The organism is Pseudomonas fluorescens HK44, from assembly GCF_000217955.3.
GTDB classification, from domain to species: Bacteria; Pseudomonadota; Gammaproteobacteria; order Pseudomonadales; family Pseudomonadaceae; genus Aquipseudomonas; species Aquipseudomonas fluorescens_AQ.
The window spans coordinates 15,369-31,038 of record NZ_AFOY02000004.1 but is presented as its reverse complement, the minus strand read 5'-3'; the positions used below and the strand labels follow the sequence as shown (position 1 = coordinate 31,038).

The window sequence follows — 15,670 nt, the reverse complement described above, 5'->3', positions numbered from 1 at the left end:
GATTTGTATATTTATTAAACATAAGCATCCGAAAAACCGAATAGCACAAGAAATTACAGAGGCGCCAGCTTTGCAAGCATGGCGCCTTTTTTATGCTTGCACTTCCCCAGCCCATACCAATACTATGCAAGCATACAAAAGTGAGGATGCTTGCATGTCGGAACCATCTGGAAAAGCTAAAGGCGGTATAGCAAGAGCGGAAGCTCTAACGGAAGCAGAGCGAAAAGCGATAGCGAAGAAAGCCGCTGCAGCTCGCTGGGGAGATAAGCCAATGCGCGCCACGCACAAAGGAAATTTCAGCACCGATTTTGGATTCGACGTCGAATGTTACGTTCTTGATGACGATAGGAAGACAGCGGTAATAAGCCAGCGTGGTATGGGTGAAGCGCTAGGTCTTGGGGAGGGGGGGAGTCGTCTTCCACGCTTCGTAAGCGGGAAAACGATATCTGCTTACGTCGGGCCAGAACTCCGCGAAAAGTTAGATAATCCTCTTGTTTTTCAAGGGCCTCCCGTGGGCCACAATCAGCCGCCTAGGCAGCTTAATGGCTATGATGTAACAATCCTTATCGATATCTGCAAGGTAGTAATTGCGGTCGAAAATGACGGGAAATTGCTGCCGTCCCAGGTCAACGCCGCCAGGCAAGCTCACATCATCCTGAACGCCTCGGCAAAAGCTGGTATTACTGGACTGGTTTATGCTCTTTCCGGGTTCGACAGAACCAGAGAAGAAATCGTTGCAGCCTTCAAACATTTTGTGCAGGAAGAGGCTCGGAAGTACGAGCAGGAATTCCCTAATGAGCTCTATCTTGCTTGGCACCGACTCTACCAAATTCCAGTGCCCGCTAGAGGTAAACCATGGAAGTTGATGCACCTCACTCGCCGGCACATTTACTATCCCCTCGCTCAAAGCAGCGGAAAGATTCTTGAGCTACTCCGCGCTCTGAGGGATCGAGACCCAAAAAAGAAGAAACTCTTCCAGTTCCTCAATGAAATTGGCGCTCGAGCACTACGTATTCACATGGGCCGCATTTTGGAGATGGCCGAGTCATCAAGTTCAAGCGCTGACTACGAAAAGAAATTTTCCGCGAGATTTGGTACACAACAAGAGCTCGACCTGAAACTTGCTGAAGACTAGGAAGATCGCATTTCGCCTCAAGCCCGGCCCAGCGCCGGGCTTTTATATTATTGAATCGGTATTCACGCATAGGGGCGAGGCTCCTTGAATGGCCAAGCCCGCCGAGTACGGAGCTTTTCGTATCGACCTGGCGCCCTCTTCCTTTCGACCTACACTGACCTCAGCTGACGTATCAGTGACACTCCCTTCAAGGATTCCCTTAGGTCCGCCCTCATGCGGGCCATTTTTTTGGCCGCTGCTACCCTTTCCTTCTCTAATGGAGGAAATGCCATGCCGACCCTTCCCGACGATCCGACCCCCGCCCTGCTCTACCGCCTCAACCAGAACATCATGGCGCTCGGTTGCGCGATCGAAGAGATCAGCATCTGGATTGATCAGCGCGGCTCCACGGATACATATGGCCGAGTCAGCGAGCATCTAGAGGTACTGGCGGACAACAGTGACGCCATTGCCGAGCTGATGGCTAACCTGGTTGCCAGGTGGAAACCAGAGGAAGAGATCGATCCAGAAGACTGAACCAGTCCCGGATAGATGAGGCCGTCCAGCGCGGGCTTTTTGGTTCTCGCCTTGCAATACCGCATATACCGCTTACACTGAGTTCGCCGAGTCTTAAACTCCTTTCTCTCGGCATTGGCCCGCCATCGTGTGGGCTTTTTTACGCCCCTGACATCCCACCCGAATTTATGATCCCGCCACTGAGCGGGATTTTTTGTGCCCGAGCAAAAAAATAAAGGCAAGCCTGTTGACTCGAAATAAAGGCTATCCTATATTTCACCCATCGCCACCGAGCACCTAACAAGGGACCGGCAGCGAAGGGCCTGAAAAGGACCGACCGCTCTTTAGATGCACCAGCTTCAAGACTGCCGGATCAACACCGGCCAGCAAGAAGGCAGCGATGAACCGGCCTAACGGTTCAGAGGGTTGGCAACTGACCCGGGTGTGCAGCGTAAAGCACCGAAAACAGTTTTCTGATGGGCAGAGCCGCGATCAGACAAACAACAAGAGATTCAAGCCAGTGGCCGACGCCAGTAGCGGGTCACGGCGAACAGATTTCCTCGATGACCTTGGCGACAGGGTCATCTGGAAAATCACCCCGAAAAGGAGCAGCGCCATGAACTACCAAGAAGCCTGCGATGCCACCGTCAGCCGAGAAGAAGCTCGCCGAGAGATCGACAAGCACGGTTCATCGTTCGTCGAGTTCATGCAGGACATTGGCGACCGCGAAGAATACAGCGGTGAAGAAGTGCTGGGTTGGCTGGGTTACTGAGGAGAAAGGCAATACCCACAGATTTACTGATGCCGCTTCGATGAGGCGGCATTGGAAATCAACGGGAGTCACAAATGAGTGAATTCAATTACGACTTAGCTAAATCATCGTTCCCCAGCTTTGGCGATTACGCGCTGATCGAGATGAAACGCCACGGCGTGCCGAACGAGATCTACACCCACAAGGTGGTCGGCACCTATCAGTCGAACACTTGGGTGGATGTGCCGATCCAGTCCCCGCCAACTGCAACGATTCACAAGGGCAACATGGAAGCAGTAGCTCGTGTGATTGTCTGCGGGATAAGCGAGGACAAGGTTTACACCGTGCGCGTGGCAGATATGAAGCCACGGACAATTCCAATGCCCGACACGGAGGTTCAGCAGTTGATGCAGTTCTACGAAGTCAAAGACATTCGCGGTCTGATCGACCAGCAGGCCGACCACGTGAAAATGCTTCAGCTGAGGTTGTCGCCATTTCTGAATGAGCCGAACTCGATCAGCCGAGTTCGTGAAGGCTGAACAACCAGCGCCACGTCAGTCTGACGAAAACTGCCCGATCCTCTCTATGAGAGCGCATCGGGGTGTGATCTGGAGTTTCACTCGGCGGATCAGGGTGCCCGGTATAGCCGGTGCGGTCGACTAGGTAGCGCTGCCGAAATCGACGTAAGTCTTTTGGGTTCGAATCCCTGCCAGATCACACCCCGATGCGGAAGAGTCCACACCGCGCAATGCGGCCCCCTGCATCACACCACTGACGAAACACCCGGTCGCCGACTCCAGCAGAGTGCGACCGGCTCACAGATCGCGGCCAGCTGTTTCTGGCTTGCGGTCTGGTTGATTGGAAAGCCCGACTACCCCTCGGGCTTTCTTCATTCACTCCCATGGAGCACAAATCATGATCGCCCTTCTCTGGCTTTACGTCTTCATCACGCAAGACGCGCCAAGCCCGAAGCTGCCCGACACCCGCTCGGCTCAAGCTGCGTAAACCCACGATTTTCACCAGTGTCGATGGATCGTCGGCAGTGGGAAGGCAACGAACAATCCCGACAAGGAACCCAATCATGCAACTGATTACCGTAAACCACGGCGCAACCACACTAACCACTCCTTGCGCCGCGCTGGCTCTACAAGTGCTGACCGGCCTTGTCGGTGCCGCGCCAGCCAACACTCAGGCCACCGACTTCATTCCGGCGCTGGGCGATTACTGGCCCGGCCAAGGCGGTGTGAATGGCGGCCCAGTTCCAGCTCGCGAAGGTGCTCCTTTCCACTACCTCATCCTCGCCACCGAGGACGTCGGTGAGCACGCATGGGGCGGTCGCGGTATCGAATCTGGCGCCACAAGCAAGTGGGACGGCATGAGGAACACCGAGCAGCTTGTATCGGAAGGTGATCGCCCTGCCGCCAACGCCGCCGCCAAATACACCGCCGACGGTCACCATGACTTCTTCCTAGGCTCACCTGCAGATATGCACCAGGTGTGGGTGAATGGACTGATTACCAAAGGGGCGTACTGGACCAGCACGCAGCGCTCCGCCGACTTCGCGTTCACCATGGTCTTCGGTGGTGGCTACTCCTACTACGGCGGCGTCAAGGTCAACGAGCTCCGCGTCCGCCCCGTCCGCAGATTATTCATTCGTTAATTCATTTATTGCTCTTCTTTGCAGGTGAATCGAGGGGCTGCGCGAGTCGGCGTGGCCAGACCTGATACGTGCCGGGACGTGCCGGCCGCCTGCACCCACTTCCCTCCGAATCCACCCGCATGCACTCCCCTCCACGCCCAACGGCAACCAGTGGAATGGATGAGTGCAGCCGAGTGTTTTCAGCAACCAAACAGTTGGAGGAAATCATGAACACCAGCATCCCGCGCAACCGTGAAGCCGACGCGCTTCTCCTGCGTACATGCTTTTCGAATGCAGAGCTTTACGGCCTGGCGTGCGTGTTCGTGCCAGCGGTTAAACGTCGGAGGGTTCGGCCATGCAAGAAGCACTGAGAGATTGCCAGGCGCGGTACGACAACATGCTGCCTCCGGAAGACGAAGAGGCGCCGGTTGACGAGCAAGACGTCGCCGAGTGGAAGAAGGCGGCAATAGAGGACCTTATGGACCAAGGGTCCGCCTATGCCCCGAACCCTTGGGGGCGTGAGCGCGAACTGGTCCGGCACAAGGATCTGGTCCGCTCCGTGGTCACCCACATGGAAGCCCAGCTAGACCAGGAGTGCGGAATCGAAAAGATCCTGATCGAGATCGTCCGTCGCGGCCATACGGATGACCATCTGTACAAGTGGGCAGTCTCGGCGCTAGGGCCTCATCAGGGCGAAGGCACGGTCATTCATGCCCTGGCTGATGCGCTGGTCGAGAGCAAGGTCGACGAGTACATCGAGGCCAAGCGCGAAGCTGACCATGAAAAGCGACGGTGCGGATTTTGAGCCCGCACATCGCCATCGACCGGGCACTGGAAGCCCTTGAACTGCCAGAGGCGACCGATCTTGACGAAACCCTCACTGAGGGCCTGATCGTCCGCCACTTCACCGCCAGCGACATCACCGCCGAAGAATTCCACCACTACAGCGCCAAGCTGCTGAAGATCAGCCGGCAGCGCAAGGAGTTGTCTGCATGCTCAAGATAACTGTGAATCCCAACTGCAAGTACGGCGAAGGCTTCCTGGCCTACGGCAAGACCACTTGCAACCCGTATGAGTACGGCAGTAACGAGGCGTTCAGCTGGCAGCTCGGCTTCGACGACGCCCGACACGATCGGCATGGAGATCCGGAATGACAACTTCCCTGGTAAAAACCCTGATCGACGAAGAGTTGGAAGGGGTTCTCAAGCGTCCGCGCGAAACCCTCGTATGCGAGCTTGAATGCCCAGTGAAAGGCAGCTGGCGTCATCATTGCCGTGACAACGGCGCATTCATGGAGGGCGACTGGGATATAGACCCTAGAGGCCGGCTGGTTGAGGTGTCTCCATGAAACGCCTCGCCACTCGCATTTGCACCTTCGACGAACTCCTGAAGCGCATCGACTTGGACCTGTGGCGGGTCCATCGGCACGGACCAGGGCAATACACCTTTGTGCCGATTCAGTATTGGAGGGAGTAGCAATGAAGACCTTCTACTGGATCCTCGCCTGTGGCCTGACCATCTGGCTCATGCAATACAGCCTATTCAAAGAAACCGGCGCGCCTCGGCAGATCAGCCTGCCTGTGGCGGTGTCGCGATGAACATCTCGATCGTGCAAATCATCATCGAAGTCGACGGCCAACTCTGTAACGCTAAAGTGCCACAGGGCATGGAACACATGATCCTGAGCATCTTGCAAGCCAACGACGACGGCAAGATCGCAGCCGTAAAGCTGCCACCATCGTGGAAGAAGATCAGCTTGGCTGAGGCGGTGGCGGAATGATGCTCTCAGGATGCGAATACACTGAGCGCGAGCTGCTGGAAAGTGTCATGCGAAACATGCGCGGGAAACGGCGCGGCGGATACATGAATCAGCGCTGGATTCTCTTCATGGATATTTTTGGAGTCGGATCGGGCGTGGCATATGCGCTTTGTCGTGAGTTCGGCCTTGACCCAGACGAGGAGCTGAAGCCATGACCTCTCACCAACGCGCACGCCGACTTCTGATCTGGCGCGGCTCCTTCCCTGCTCTCGCCGTCTTCACCTTCCTGATGCTGCTCGGTGCTCTCGCTGATCGCGTCACTCAATAAACAATAACTTCAAGCGCTGCCTGCATGGCGGCAAGGAATCCCCATGTCCGCCAATCAGCTTGCCGTCACCATCGACGACATCAGCGAAGCCAATGCTCCGGCCATCTACGTGAAGGACGGCCTGAAGCCATTCCTACAAGCGGTGAAGGAGGAAGTAGGCTCCCAGGTACCGGACCTGTCCACCGCCAAGGGCCGCGACCGTATCGCCTCGCTGGCCGCCAAGGTCAGCAAGTCCAAGGTTGCCGCCGAGAAGCGCGAGAACGATCTGAAGCTCGCTGCCGCCGAATCTGAGCGCAAGGCTGAGCAGGCAAAGCGTGAACAGATAGAGGCCGAACAAAAGGCCGAGCGTGATCGGCTGGCAGCCATCGAGAACCAGAAGGCTGCAGTTGAAAAGGCCAAGCAAGACGAGATCGCCCGCCAGAAGGCCGCCGCCGACGAGATCCTGCGCCAAGAGAAGCTGCGCGAGGCTGACAAGGCCCACAAAGCCAAGATCAATCGCGCGGCACTCGACGCTTTTGTTGCTGGCGGTATGACCGAGGAATGCGCGAAGCAGGCGATCACCCTCATCGCTCAGCGCAAGATTCCAGCCATCGCTATCACCTACTGAGGTCGTCATGAACGAGATTATCCAAATGCCAGCGCGCGAGACCTCTGGCCTTACCGCCGCCGAGGCACACCGCTTCTCTGCCGTCGAGATTCGCCAGCGCGTTAACCTGGTGCAGGAAGTGATGCGAGACATCATGAAGCGTGAGACCCACTACGGCACCATCCCTGGCACCAATAAGCCGACCCTCTACAAGCCCGGCGCTGAGGTGCTGTGCGTGACCTTCCGGGTGGCGCAGGAATACAAGATCGAAGACCTGTCAGTGCAAGGCGAGGCCCGCTACCGCGTCACCTGTATGGGGCGTCACCAGACGACCGGCGTAGCCTTGGGCGAAGGCGTTGGAGAATGCTCGTCCAACGAAGAAAAGTACAAGTGGCGTGCCGTGATCTGCAAGGCGGAGCTGAACGCAACCCCGGAAAACCTGCGTCGGAAGAAGTACTACAAAAACGGCAACACCGCAGATCAGGTCCGCACCGAGGCCGCCGATCTTGCCAACACCATTCTAAAGATGGCCTGCAAGCGCGCCATGATCGCCATGACGCTGAACGTAACCGCCGCTTCGGACATCTTCACGCAGGACATTGAAGACCTGCCGGAAGAGCTTCGGCCGCAGGAAGGTACCCAGACCACCAATCAGAAGCCTGGCCCGGCGCCGCATGATCCAGAACTTGCCGCTCACTGGATCGCCCAAGCCAACGCAGCGGCAACCCCGGAAGCTCTCACCGAGGTATGGAAGGCCGGCGTTTCGGCCATCAATGAGGTCAAGGACATGACCTCTTACGATGCATTTAAGACGGCGGTCGGTGCTCGCGGCGTAGTGCTGAAAGCCTCCGCACCTAAAGCTGAGTCGGAGCCGGAACAGTCGGATGCCGATGACGAAGTCGAATTTGAGGAGATTCCCCAATGAAATCCACTATCTCAACTCATGCCCAGGGCACCCTTGAATGGAAGCAGGACCGTGCAGGACGCGCAACCGGCTCGCGCGCCAAGGACATCCTGGCGGCAATCAAATCAGGCGAAGCAGCGACGCGGCGCGATTACCGAATCCAGCTTGGCCTTGAGCGTCTAACCGGCCTACCCGCCGATGACTTCTTCGTCAGCAAGGAAATGATGTGGGGCACCGAGCAAGAGCCGTTCGCCCGCATGGCCTACGAACAGAAAACTGGCCTGATCGTTCAAGAGTGCGGATTCATCTGCCTGACCGACTTCATGGCCGGTTGCAGCGTGGATGGGTTCATCGAGGACCAGGGCCGCAAAGGCGTATGGGAAGCCAAGTGCCCGAAGAGTGCCACGCACCTTGGTTACCTTGAAGCTGATCGCCTACCACCAGAGCATGCCCCGCAGATCCTACACAACATGTGGGCATCGGATGCGGAGTTCGCTGATTTCGTCTCGTTCGATCCGCGCATGCCCGAGCATCTACAGCTATTCATTCACCGCGTCGAGCGCAATGAAAAGGCAATCGCAGACTACGAAGTCGAGATAGTCGACTTTCTTCGCGGTGTCGATGACATGGTCATTCGCCTTATGAAAAAGGCGGCGTGAGAGGTAAAGCAGCATGAACGCATACGTCAGCACTGAGCTTTCCATGATCCAGATGCTCGACCCTCAACGCCACGAACTGGCCCTACTTCAGGAAGCCTTCTTGAACAAAGGAGGGACTATTGAGGTATTGCAAGGGCCGAACTTCATCCCTCCGCCGATTCGCCATGAGCCGCCACCACGCAAGAAGGTCAAGCCAGTCCAGAAAGCAGTTGAGCCTAAATGGCTCGACAAGCTGGCTCAGCGCGACATCGAGCGCGAAGAGCGGGCGGCAATGCGCGAACAGGCTAAGGCTGAACAGGTGGAACATATCCGTTGCCTGGCTGAGACCATGACCTACGCACAAGCAGTTCTGTGCACAGGGATTCCGCTCCGCGAGCTGAACAGGATTGCCAAGAAGGGTGACTTCAAGTTCCAGCCAGCACATACCCGGGCCAACAAGGGCGGAAAGATTGTTGATGATGAGCGGGACGCCAAGAACGCCGAGATGATCAAGGAGTTCAAAGCACTCGGATTCAGCAGAAATAAGGCGCGAGAAAGCATCCAATCCACCGCCAAAAACTTCGAGCGGCTACTGGCAAAGTTCGATATTGACTATCCGAAGGCTAGCAGCGGCCCTCAGCCGGCCTTTTTCGCGAAAGAGCCAAAGCGATAGGAGTTGACGATGGCTGCCGAACCGAAAGACCGCTCAGCCAAGGCTGCGGCGAGACGAAAGACTCGCGGCGAGGAAGAGTTGCGAATGCATGCCATGGCCGGTCCCGGCAGGTGTTGGCCGACTTGATGGAGTGGCACCAGATCGATGAGCAAGGCGAGGCAATGACCTTGGCCCTACATCATCTGCATGCCCTCGGACCGCAGGGTTCAGCGCCATTCTTCGCACCTCCGCGACACAATTACGCAATACCCGAAAACGTGTCGCGCAAATTGGAGCTCGCCTACAACCGAGAGGCTCTGCGCATCTGCCACGACGAATAACTTCAACTTCACATAAAGAGGTATCACGATGAAACCTGAAATGATCACCCTCAAGCACGGCGACACCACGATCAAGATGCCCGCGTCACAACTGGCAAAACTGGCGCTGGCCAGTACGTTTGCCCTGGTGCTACCGCCAGCTGCGAATGTCCAGCCAATCGCACCAACCAACAGTCCAGCCAATCGCACCAACCAACATCCCGGCGCTCGGCGCTGAGTGGCCCGGCCAAGGTGGTTTCAACGGAGGTCTGGTAGCGACTCGTGGCGATGTGCCGGCGCACTACCTGATCATCGCAGCCAAGGATGTCGGCAGTCTTGAGTGGGGTGGCCGTGGAGTTGAGGTGGAAGGCCTCAGCAAGACCGACGGCTATAGCAACACGCAGGTACTGATTGGCAACGATGACGAGAGAAAGTATCCAGCAGCAGATGCATGCGCCGAACACCAGGCAGACGGTCATCACGACTTCTACCTGCCAGCCTGTGCCGAGCTGTACCACTGCTGGGTGAACGTGCCGGAACTGTTCGCGAAGGATTGCTACTGGTCGAGTTCGCAGCGCTCCGCCAGCTTCGCATTCGGCATGACCTTCGCTGATGGCACTCAGACCTACAACGACAAGGGCAACGAGCTCCGCGTCCGCCCCGTCCGCAGATTCTTTATTTAATCCTTCAATCATTCGTTCTTGATCGGCACCGGGCGCAGCAGCGCCTTTTTTGTTGCCTTCGAAAAGAGGAAAGACCATGTCAGCAGCACAGCAAGCAGCGCCAGCAATAACTATCCCGGAAATCGGCCAAGCCTACGGCGGCGGCTTCTTCTCTGGTATCACCCGTGACCCGGACACCGGCAAGCGCTACCTGAACATCACCGCCGGCGCCGCGCACGAACTGAGCGGTGCCTGGGGCGAGTACGGCGAAAAGATCGAGGGTGCTAACAGCTTCACCAGCAGCCGCGCCAACACCGAAGCGATGGCGGCCGCTGGCAGCGAACTAGCACAGCAAGTGCTAGCTCTGGATATCGGCGGCTTCACCGACTGGGCGATCCCGGCCCGAGACGTGCAAGAGCTGCAATACCGCCTCTTCAAGCCGACAACCGAAACGAACTGGCAGTACGGTCGCAGCGGTGACAACCCGAACAGCGAGCCTGTGGGGCTGCTTCACACTGAAGACTCGCCAGCCCAGACCACGATGGAAGCCTTCCAGGCTGGTGGCGCTGAAGCCTTTAAACCAACCTGGTACTGGTCATCTTCGCAGCGCTCCGCCGACTACGCATTCCTCATGCTCTTCGATGATGGCTACTCCGACACCAGCGGCAAGAGCTACGAGCTCCGCGTCCGCCCCGTCCGCAGTCAATTGATTGATTAATTCGCTTATTTAATCCGGCCGCTTGCGGCCGGTTGCTCTTGGAGAGCTGCCGAATGGCGATGCACACGGATTTGAGCATCTATAAGGCTTCGCTCGGCCTGCTTCAGATGGCCACGAACCTCACTCGCAACATACCCCGAGATCTCAAGCAGTCTCTCGGAAAGCGAGTCATCGATGAGTGCATCGACGTGCTGATGTTGATTGCCCGGGCTAACTCGACCCGGGACAAGCGCCCACACCTGACCTTGCTGGTTGAGAAGGTCCAGGTGATCGAGTTCCTGATGCGGCTTTTCAAAGAGAGCCGGTTCATCAGTGTCGGGCAGCACGCCACCGCGATCGAGGTCACCACCTCAATCGGCAAACAGGCCAATGCCTGGAAACGCTCCACCCCAACCGCGCCCGCCACCTGAGAGTCACGGCTTTCAGGTCTGTGCGAATTGAATCTGGTCGTGCCGCTGACCTCTGGGTCACCGCCATACGCATCAGAGATACCGACGGTCTAAAGCGTCCGTGCAGGTCTCGCGTAGTTTCCTCGCTGATCGGCCCTGCCTTCGGCTTGGCGACGTAGATAGCACGATAGGTCGCAGCGCTCCGCCAACAACGCATTCAACATGAACTTCGATGATGGCAACTCCAACAACAACGACAAGAACAACGAGCTCCGCGTCCGCCCCGTCCGCAGATTCGAATGTTGGTCCCTACCCGTTCAGCGAGCTTGTTCAGGCTTATTACGACTGCCGCCGCACGAAGCGCAACAGCGCCAGTGCACTGGCTTTCGAGATGGACCTGGAGAAGAACCTGATCGGTCTACACGACGACCTGATCGCCGGCACCTACCGGCCAGGCCGTTCGATATGCTTCGTGGTCACCCGCCCGAAAGCCCGCGAGGTTTGGGCGGCAGCGTTCAGGGACCGCGTCGTCCACCACCTGCTGTACAACCGTGTGGCACCGCGCTTCTACGCCAGCTTCATAGCGGACAGTTGCGCCTGCATCCCAGAGCGCGGCACGCTGTACGCTGCTAAACGGCTTGAGGCAAAAATCCGCAGCGCCAGTCAAAACTGGTCGAAGCCGATTTTCTACCTGAAGTGCGACCTGGCCAACTTCTTCGTTGCGATCGACAAAGAGGTCCTGCGCAAGCAGTTGGCCGCCAAGATCACCGAACCTTGGTGGTTGGCACTCGCCGAACAGATCCTGATGCACGACCCTCGCGAAGACTATGAAGTGCGCAGCCCGGCCCATCTGTTCAACCGGGTACCGCAGCACAAACGCCTCACCGCGCAGCCGGCACGCCTCGGTCTGCCGATCGGCAACCTGTCATCGCAATTCTTTGCCAACGTGTACCTCGACGCGCTGGACCAGTTCGCCAAGCACAAGCTCGGCGCCAAGCATTACGTTCGCTACGTCGACGACTTCGTGTTTCTGCATGAATCACCGCAACAGCTCAACGCCTGGCTGACAGAGGTTGAAGCGTTCCTGCCCTACCTTGGCGCAAAGCTGAACCCGACGAAGACCATCCTGCAACCGTTGCCCCTCTTGTCATGTCGTTCCTGGCTGGACGCAAAGAGCCGCACGGGGCCGCCGTGAATGATCTGGTATCGATGGAGATTGCAGGATGAGCGAAGTGAAGCGATTCAAGATATGTGACGACGGAATTGAGTGGGTCAAAGCATCTGATTATGACGCCGCCCTGGCCCGCGAGGCTGCGCTGCGGGAAGAGCTTGAGCGCCAAAAGCGTTACGTTGAGATCAACTCCAACTCAGTACACGGCAAGCATAAAGAAGGTCAGCGATTCAAGGAAGAGCGTGATGCGCTGCGGGAAGAGCTGGCAAGTGTTCGTGCCATAGCTGGAGAGGCGGCCAGCAATAGCAAACGTGCGCGAAACGAATTCAAAGCCAGCCGAGACAACCTGCAACATCGCCTGACAGCCGCCGAGCAGCGGAATGCAGCCTGTAATACCGAGATCGTCGCCATGGTTGAAAGCGCTCTTAGACGGTCATTCAGTCTCGGTCAGGTTTATTGGCAGCAAGCGGATTCTGATTCGACATGCCAACAAAACAAGTCTGATCAGACTATGGAAACTCAGGCCCAGCACATTCTGAATGTGGTCAAGTCGATAAACGCACTGACTAAGCCCACCGAATCAGGAGCAAGTGAAGACAAATGTTCAGCCTGCTTCGGAACTGGGCAGGCTTACAGTAATGGTATGCCCATAGGCGGAACATGTTATGCCTGCAAAGGGTCAGGCTATGAAGAATCGGGAGCAAGCGAATGAGAAACATAAAAACGCGTGAAGGCTTTGACCTTTGGGATAAGGTCCACGAATTGCCACGCTTCAACTTTTGGCGTGGTGGCGAAGATGAAAAAGGCAGCGTTATTCGTGTCCCAGAAAAACACGGCCACTGGGTTAACTTCAATGACCTGACAACCTTGGCTGACCAGTACCAAGACGAGATTAATAGCCTGCGTGAGCGTCTTGCGCGCCTTGAGCCGAAGTCAGTAGGAGCAAGCGAATGAGCAGTAAAATTGAAGTGTCGCGGGAGCTGGCAGAGAGGCTTGCTCACGTCCTGTACATGCATGACGCCGAGAAAACCGGAGCAGCAAAAGAGCTTGATGCATTGATAGCCGCCCCTGTCGTCGAGCGCCAGCCCAATGTCATTGACCTTGATGCAGTCGATTGGGAAACCATCCAAAAGGCTGCCGACGAATCCAATTGGATGCCGAACGAATACATGCGGAACGAGTGGGTATCTGATGTTTGCAACTTTCTGAAGTATGGTCGCGCAGAGCATCCCGCCCCGCCCGAACTCGCCGAACTGCAAGCCACCATCGCACAGCTGACGGCGGAGAACGAGCGATTGCATGACGAGGTAGATGTGATGCGCAGAGGGCGTGATGCTGCTTTGCGCCAATGCAGCACCCTGCGCGCCGAGATTGAGCGGCTGAAGGGTGAGCCGGTGGCTGTGCTATACGCAGACGGAACCGTACTAACCAAGGATGAATGCGGCAAGTCTTTCGACATCTGCTGCAAGGTTGAGACGCCGCTCTACACCTCGCAGCCCGCGCCGGTATCGGTGGTGCTGCCGTTCGCTGACAAAGTGATCCGCAAGTTGCAGCGGTTTCAAGAGTGTTGCGATGACGGTCAGGGCGCAGATATTGGCCGCCACTGGTTTGACCTGCTTACCCAGCTAGGCCTGCTGAATCGAGTTCAACGCAGCCCGGCATTGTGGGAAATCACTCAACAGGGCGAAGACAGCCTCGACAAGGTCAAGGAGCTGAATCCATCCATCGCGAACAGCTGACCGACCTGCTCTCAACTCCGCAGTAACTCCCTCCCCCTTCAAAGTCAGCCGCTATAGCGGCCTGGCGGAGCTTTGTCATGACCAAAGAACAGCTCGCAACACAGTTGAGCGGTATTCAATACCCAGCACATCGCAACATCACCAAGGACCATATCGAAGCAGCAAAGGCTGCCGGACTGGTAATCGTGTTCGGCGCCAGCGACGACCTGATGGAGTTCGAAGGTGCCATCCGTGATGAGTTCAGCTGCTACAACGGCGGCACCGCACTGGTCGATGCAGAAGGATTGCTGCCAGATCGGGAGAACATCGAGGAAGACGACGAGCTTGAATCGTTCTTCAAGCGCAAAGCTACCGCCATGAAGATCGAAGCGCTCTGGTGCAGAGAGGACGGCTACTCCTGGACCTACTCAACTGATATCCCGCACTCCACCTTTGATGTGATGGACGATGAGGATCACTACTGCCGCGGCATCGTGTTTGCGCTGGCTGACCTCGGCCAGCAGGTGACCCCATGATCGCCCTCGCCTACATGGCCTGGCTCATCTACACAGGGCCACGGCGATGAGTCCATCCAGACAACAGCGCCGGGCGCTGGAGAAAGTAAACGCCAAGCTGCCACCGTACCTTCAGCAGGTTCCAGCAGATCAATGGGAGAACTTCAGGCCGCCTGACCTGGTCGAGGTATGGCGATCGCGACACTTCCTAGTGCAGATCTACACCGAGCTGAACGATTACCAACGCATGAGCGTCTGCCGGTCGGCGCACAACGGTGATAGCTGGGTTGACCAAGTGACGTGGGACGAACTGATGCGGCTCAAGCGTGAATGCGGTCGAGGCGATCGGGATGCCGTGGAAGTCTTCCCGGCTGATCGCGACATCGTGAACGTCGCGAACATGCGCCACCTGTTCTTCCCGCCAGCGGATCTGCCATTTAAGTGGAGGAAGCCATGAACTTTGACATCCATGAAAGACGCCCAGGCGGTGGCGTCGGCAAGCTGCTCGACGTCATCGACCGCCAGCCAGAACACCGCAAGACCGGCCAGTTCGTCGAGTTCGACGGCGAGATGCACCCGGTGCTGACCGGGATTCGCAACTTCATCATCGTCACGACCGAGCGCTGGGCGCGGGTGTCGGCTGCGGCATGGAGGAAGGTATGAGCGATCAGATGCGCGAAGAGTTTTCCGCCTGGTATCTGGCCGAGGTTACTCAATCATACGGCGAGAGCGTCAGGCCTCAGGCACAGAAGAATCTGGATTGGGTGCGTCAGGATGGCAGCTTTGCAGACCCGATGCTCAGACTGGCCTGCTTGGCATGGCAAGCCTCCCGCGAATCAATGCCTTCAGGCTACACAGCTGCCGACATGACACCGCTGCGGCTCAGGGATGGGGTGGCGAGCGTGGTGATGTTCCGGCCTAGAAAGGATTTAGTGGTCAGGGTTTGGAATGCAGGCGATGACGATGACGCGTTCATCTGCGCTGTAAACGGCGAGGTAACGGTAGACGCCCTGGCCGAGATTGAAGAGGAATTGAAGGGCGAGCACGAATTCAGCAATGGCCCTGGCGAGTACGTCTATTACGCCTGCCACGATCAAGGTGAAAGTGATGAATGCGGCAATGTCCTTTTCCGGCCGGGATGGGAGCTGACAGAGATCAGTTTCGAGAAGCCGGACTGGATGAGCATGACGCATGAGCCCGAAAAACACGTCGCACCATCCGATGAGCCATGCGACGACTGCGGCGAGGCTGGCTGCATCTTCAAGCATCACTGCCAAATTCCATTCTGAG

The 15,670-nt window shown here is 57.1% G+C and carries 26 protein-coding genes and 1 pseudogene; all 27 read left to right on the top strand.

All coding sequences use genetic code 11. The features are described from left to right. Positions 1 to 154: 154 nt before the first annotated feature. The 27 genes and pseudogenes from HK44_RS01835 (at position 155) to HK44_RS01710 (ending at position 15,669) form a co-directional block, all read left to right on the top strand. A complete protein-coding gene (locus HK44_RS01835; protein ID WP_019689905.1) occupies positions 155 to 1,135 on the top strand; it encodes a P63C domain-containing protein in 981 nt (326 codons plus the stop codon). Between the two features lie 270 nt (positions 1,136 to 1,405). Next, on the top strand, positions 1,406 to 1,651 hold the full coding sequence (locus HK44_RS01830) for a hypothetical protein (RefSeq protein WP_019689904.1): 246 nt from the start codon (positions 1,406 to 1,408) through the stop codon (positions 1,649 to 1,651). 595 nt (positions 1,652 to 2,246) lie between these two features. Then, a complete protein-coding gene (locus HK44_RS01825) occupies positions 2,247 to 2,402 on the top strand; it encodes a hypothetical protein (protein WP_019689903.1) in 156 nt (51 codons plus the stop codon). 74 nt (positions 2,403 to 2,476) lie between these two features. Then, positions 2,477 to 2,920, top strand: a complete 444-nt coding sequence (locus HK44_RS01820) for a hypothetical protein (protein WP_019689902.1) — start codon at positions 2,477 to 2,479, stop codon at positions 2,918 to 2,920. A gap of 542 nt (positions 2,921 to 3,462) precedes the next feature. Then, positions 3,463 to 4,041 (top strand): hypothetical protein, encoded by a 579-nt coding sequence (locus HK44_RS01815; RefSeq protein WP_019689900.1) that lies wholly within the window; start codon positions 3,463 to 3,465, stop codon positions 4,039 to 4,041. Positions 4,042 to 4,375: 334 nt separating this feature from the next. Continuing rightward, on the top strand, positions 4,376 to 4,825 hold the full coding sequence (locus tag HK44_RS01810; protein ID WP_019689899.1) for a hypothetical protein: 450 nt from the start codon (positions 4,376 to 4,378) through the stop codon (positions 4,823 to 4,825). Next, positions 4,822 to 5,025, top strand: coding sequence for a hypothetical protein (locus HK44_RS01805; protein WP_024264687.1), 204 nt, complete (start codon positions 4,822 to 4,824; stop codon positions 5,023 to 5,025). Before HK44_RS01810 ends, HK44_RS01805 begins: the two co-directional genes overlap by 4 nt. Continuing rightward, positions 5,013 to 5,174 (top strand): hypothetical protein, encoded by a 162-nt coding sequence (locus tag HK44_RS01800; protein WP_019689897.1) that lies wholly within the window; start codon positions 5,013 to 5,015, stop codon positions 5,172 to 5,174. Before HK44_RS01805 ends, HK44_RS01800 begins: the two co-directional genes overlap by 13 nt. Then, positions 5,171 to 5,368: a hypothetical protein gene (locus tag HK44_RS01795; protein WP_019689896.1), complete on the top strand. Its 198-nt coding sequence runs from the start codon at positions 5,171 to 5,173 to the stop codon at positions 5,366 to 5,368. Before HK44_RS01800 ends, HK44_RS01795 begins: the two co-directional genes overlap by 4 nt. Before the next feature lie 246 nt (positions 5,369 to 5,614). After that, the gene (locus HK44_RS01790) at positions 5,615 to 5,800 is read left to right on the top strand and encodes a hypothetical protein (protein WP_019689893.1); all 186 of its coding nucleotides are present in this window, start codon (positions 5,615 to 5,617) and stop codon (positions 5,798 to 5,800) included. Beyond that, on the top strand, positions 5,797 to 5,994 hold the full coding sequence (locus HK44_RS01785; RefSeq protein ID WP_019689892.1) for a hypothetical protein: 198 nt from the start codon (positions 5,797 to 5,799) through the stop codon (positions 5,992 to 5,994). Before HK44_RS01790 ends, HK44_RS01785 begins: the two co-directional genes overlap by 4 nt. A gap of 156 nt (positions 5,995 to 6,150) precedes the next feature. Next, positions 6,151 to 6,714: a hypothetical protein gene (locus HK44_RS01780; protein ID WP_019689890.1), complete on the top strand. Its 564-nt coding sequence runs from the start codon at positions 6,151 to 6,153 to the stop codon at positions 6,712 to 6,714. 7 nt (positions 6,715 to 6,721) lie between these two features. Then, the gene (locus HK44_RS01775) at positions 6,722 to 7,618 is read left to right on the top strand and encodes a hypothetical protein (RefSeq protein WP_019689889.1); all 897 of its coding nucleotides are present in this window, start codon (positions 6,722 to 6,724) and stop codon (positions 7,616 to 7,618) included. Then, entirely contained in the window at positions 7,615 to 8,256 is a 642-nt protein-coding gene (locus HK44_RS01770; RefSeq protein WP_019689888.1) for a lambda exonuclease family protein, read from the top strand. Before HK44_RS01775 ends, HK44_RS01770 begins: the two co-directional genes overlap by 4 nt. Positions 8,257 to 8,269: 13 nt before the next feature. Next, entirely contained in the window at positions 8,270 to 8,908 is a 639-nt protein-coding gene (locus HK44_RS01765; RefSeq protein ID WP_019689887.1) for a hypothetical protein, read from the top strand. Positions 8,909 to 9,256: 348 nt separating this feature from the next. After that, the gene (locus tag HK44_RS29515) at positions 9,257 to 9,445 is read left to right on the top strand and encodes a hypothetical protein (protein WP_242031531.1); all 189 of its coding nucleotides are present in this window, start codon (positions 9,257 to 9,259) and stop codon (positions 9,443 to 9,445) included. Then, entirely contained in the window at positions 9,375 to 9,890 is a 516-nt protein-coding gene (locus HK44_RS01760; RefSeq protein WP_024264684.1) for a DUF1566 domain-containing protein, read from the top strand. Before HK44_RS29515 ends, HK44_RS01760 begins: the two co-directional genes overlap by 71 nt. Before the next feature lie 76 nt (positions 9,891 to 9,966). Further along, positions 9,967 to 10,587, top strand: a complete 621-nt coding sequence (locus HK44_RS01755) for a DUF1566 domain-containing protein (protein ID WP_019689885.1) — start codon at positions 9,967 to 9,969, stop codon at positions 10,585 to 10,587. Between the two features lie 53 nt (positions 10,588 to 10,640). Then, positions 10,641 to 10,997 carry a four helix bundle protein gene (locus HK44_RS01750; RefSeq protein WP_019689884.1) on the top strand — a complete coding sequence of 119 codons (357 nt, stop codon included), beginning with the start codon at positions 10,641 to 10,643 and terminating at the stop codon, positions 10,995 to 10,997. Between the two features lie 370 nt (positions 10,998 to 11,367). After that, positions 11,368 to 12,114, top strand: a pseudogene (locus tag HK44_RS01745) (RNA-directed DNA polymerase); the annotation flags it as partial. 85 nt (positions 12,115 to 12,199) lie between these two features. Continuing rightward, the gene (locus HK44_RS01740; protein ID WP_019689883.1) at positions 12,200 to 12,859 is read left to right on the top strand and encodes a hypothetical protein; all 660 of its coding nucleotides are present in this window, start codon (positions 12,200 to 12,202) and stop codon (positions 12,857 to 12,859) included. Further along, a complete protein-coding gene (locus HK44_RS01735) occupies positions 12,856 to 13,101 on the top strand; it encodes a hypothetical protein (RefSeq protein WP_019689882.1) in 246 nt (81 codons plus the stop codon). Before HK44_RS01740 ends, HK44_RS01735 begins: the two co-directional genes overlap by 4 nt. Continuing rightward, on the top strand, positions 13,098 to 13,886 hold the full coding sequence (locus HK44_RS01730) for a hypothetical protein (protein ID WP_019689881.1): 789 nt from the start codon (positions 13,098 to 13,100) through the stop codon (positions 13,884 to 13,886). Before HK44_RS01735 ends, HK44_RS01730 begins: the two co-directional genes overlap by 4 nt. Positions 13,887 to 13,963: 77 nt before the next feature. After that, positions 13,964 to 14,401, top strand: coding sequence for a hypothetical protein (locus HK44_RS01725; protein WP_019689880.1), 438 nt, complete (start codon positions 13,964 to 13,966; stop codon positions 14,399 to 14,401). Between the two features lie 46 nt (positions 14,402 to 14,447). Beyond that, positions 14,448 to 14,837, top strand: coding sequence for a DUF7694 domain-containing protein (locus HK44_RS01720; protein WP_019689879.1), 390 nt, complete (start codon positions 14,448 to 14,450; stop codon positions 14,835 to 14,837). Next, positions 14,834 to 15,043, top strand: a complete 210-nt coding sequence (locus tag HK44_RS01715) for a hypothetical protein (RefSeq protein WP_019689878.1) — start codon at positions 14,834 to 14,836, stop codon at positions 15,041 to 15,043. The genes HK44_RS01720 and HK44_RS01715 overlap by 4 nt, the downstream gene beginning before the upstream one ends. Then, positions 15,040 to 15,669, top strand: a complete 630-nt coding sequence (locus HK44_RS01710; protein WP_019689877.1) for a hypothetical protein — start codon at positions 15,040 to 15,042, stop codon at positions 15,667 to 15,669. The genes HK44_RS01715 and HK44_RS01710 overlap by 4 nt, the downstream gene beginning before the upstream one ends. The last annotated feature ends 1 nt before the right edge of the window (position 15,670 follow it).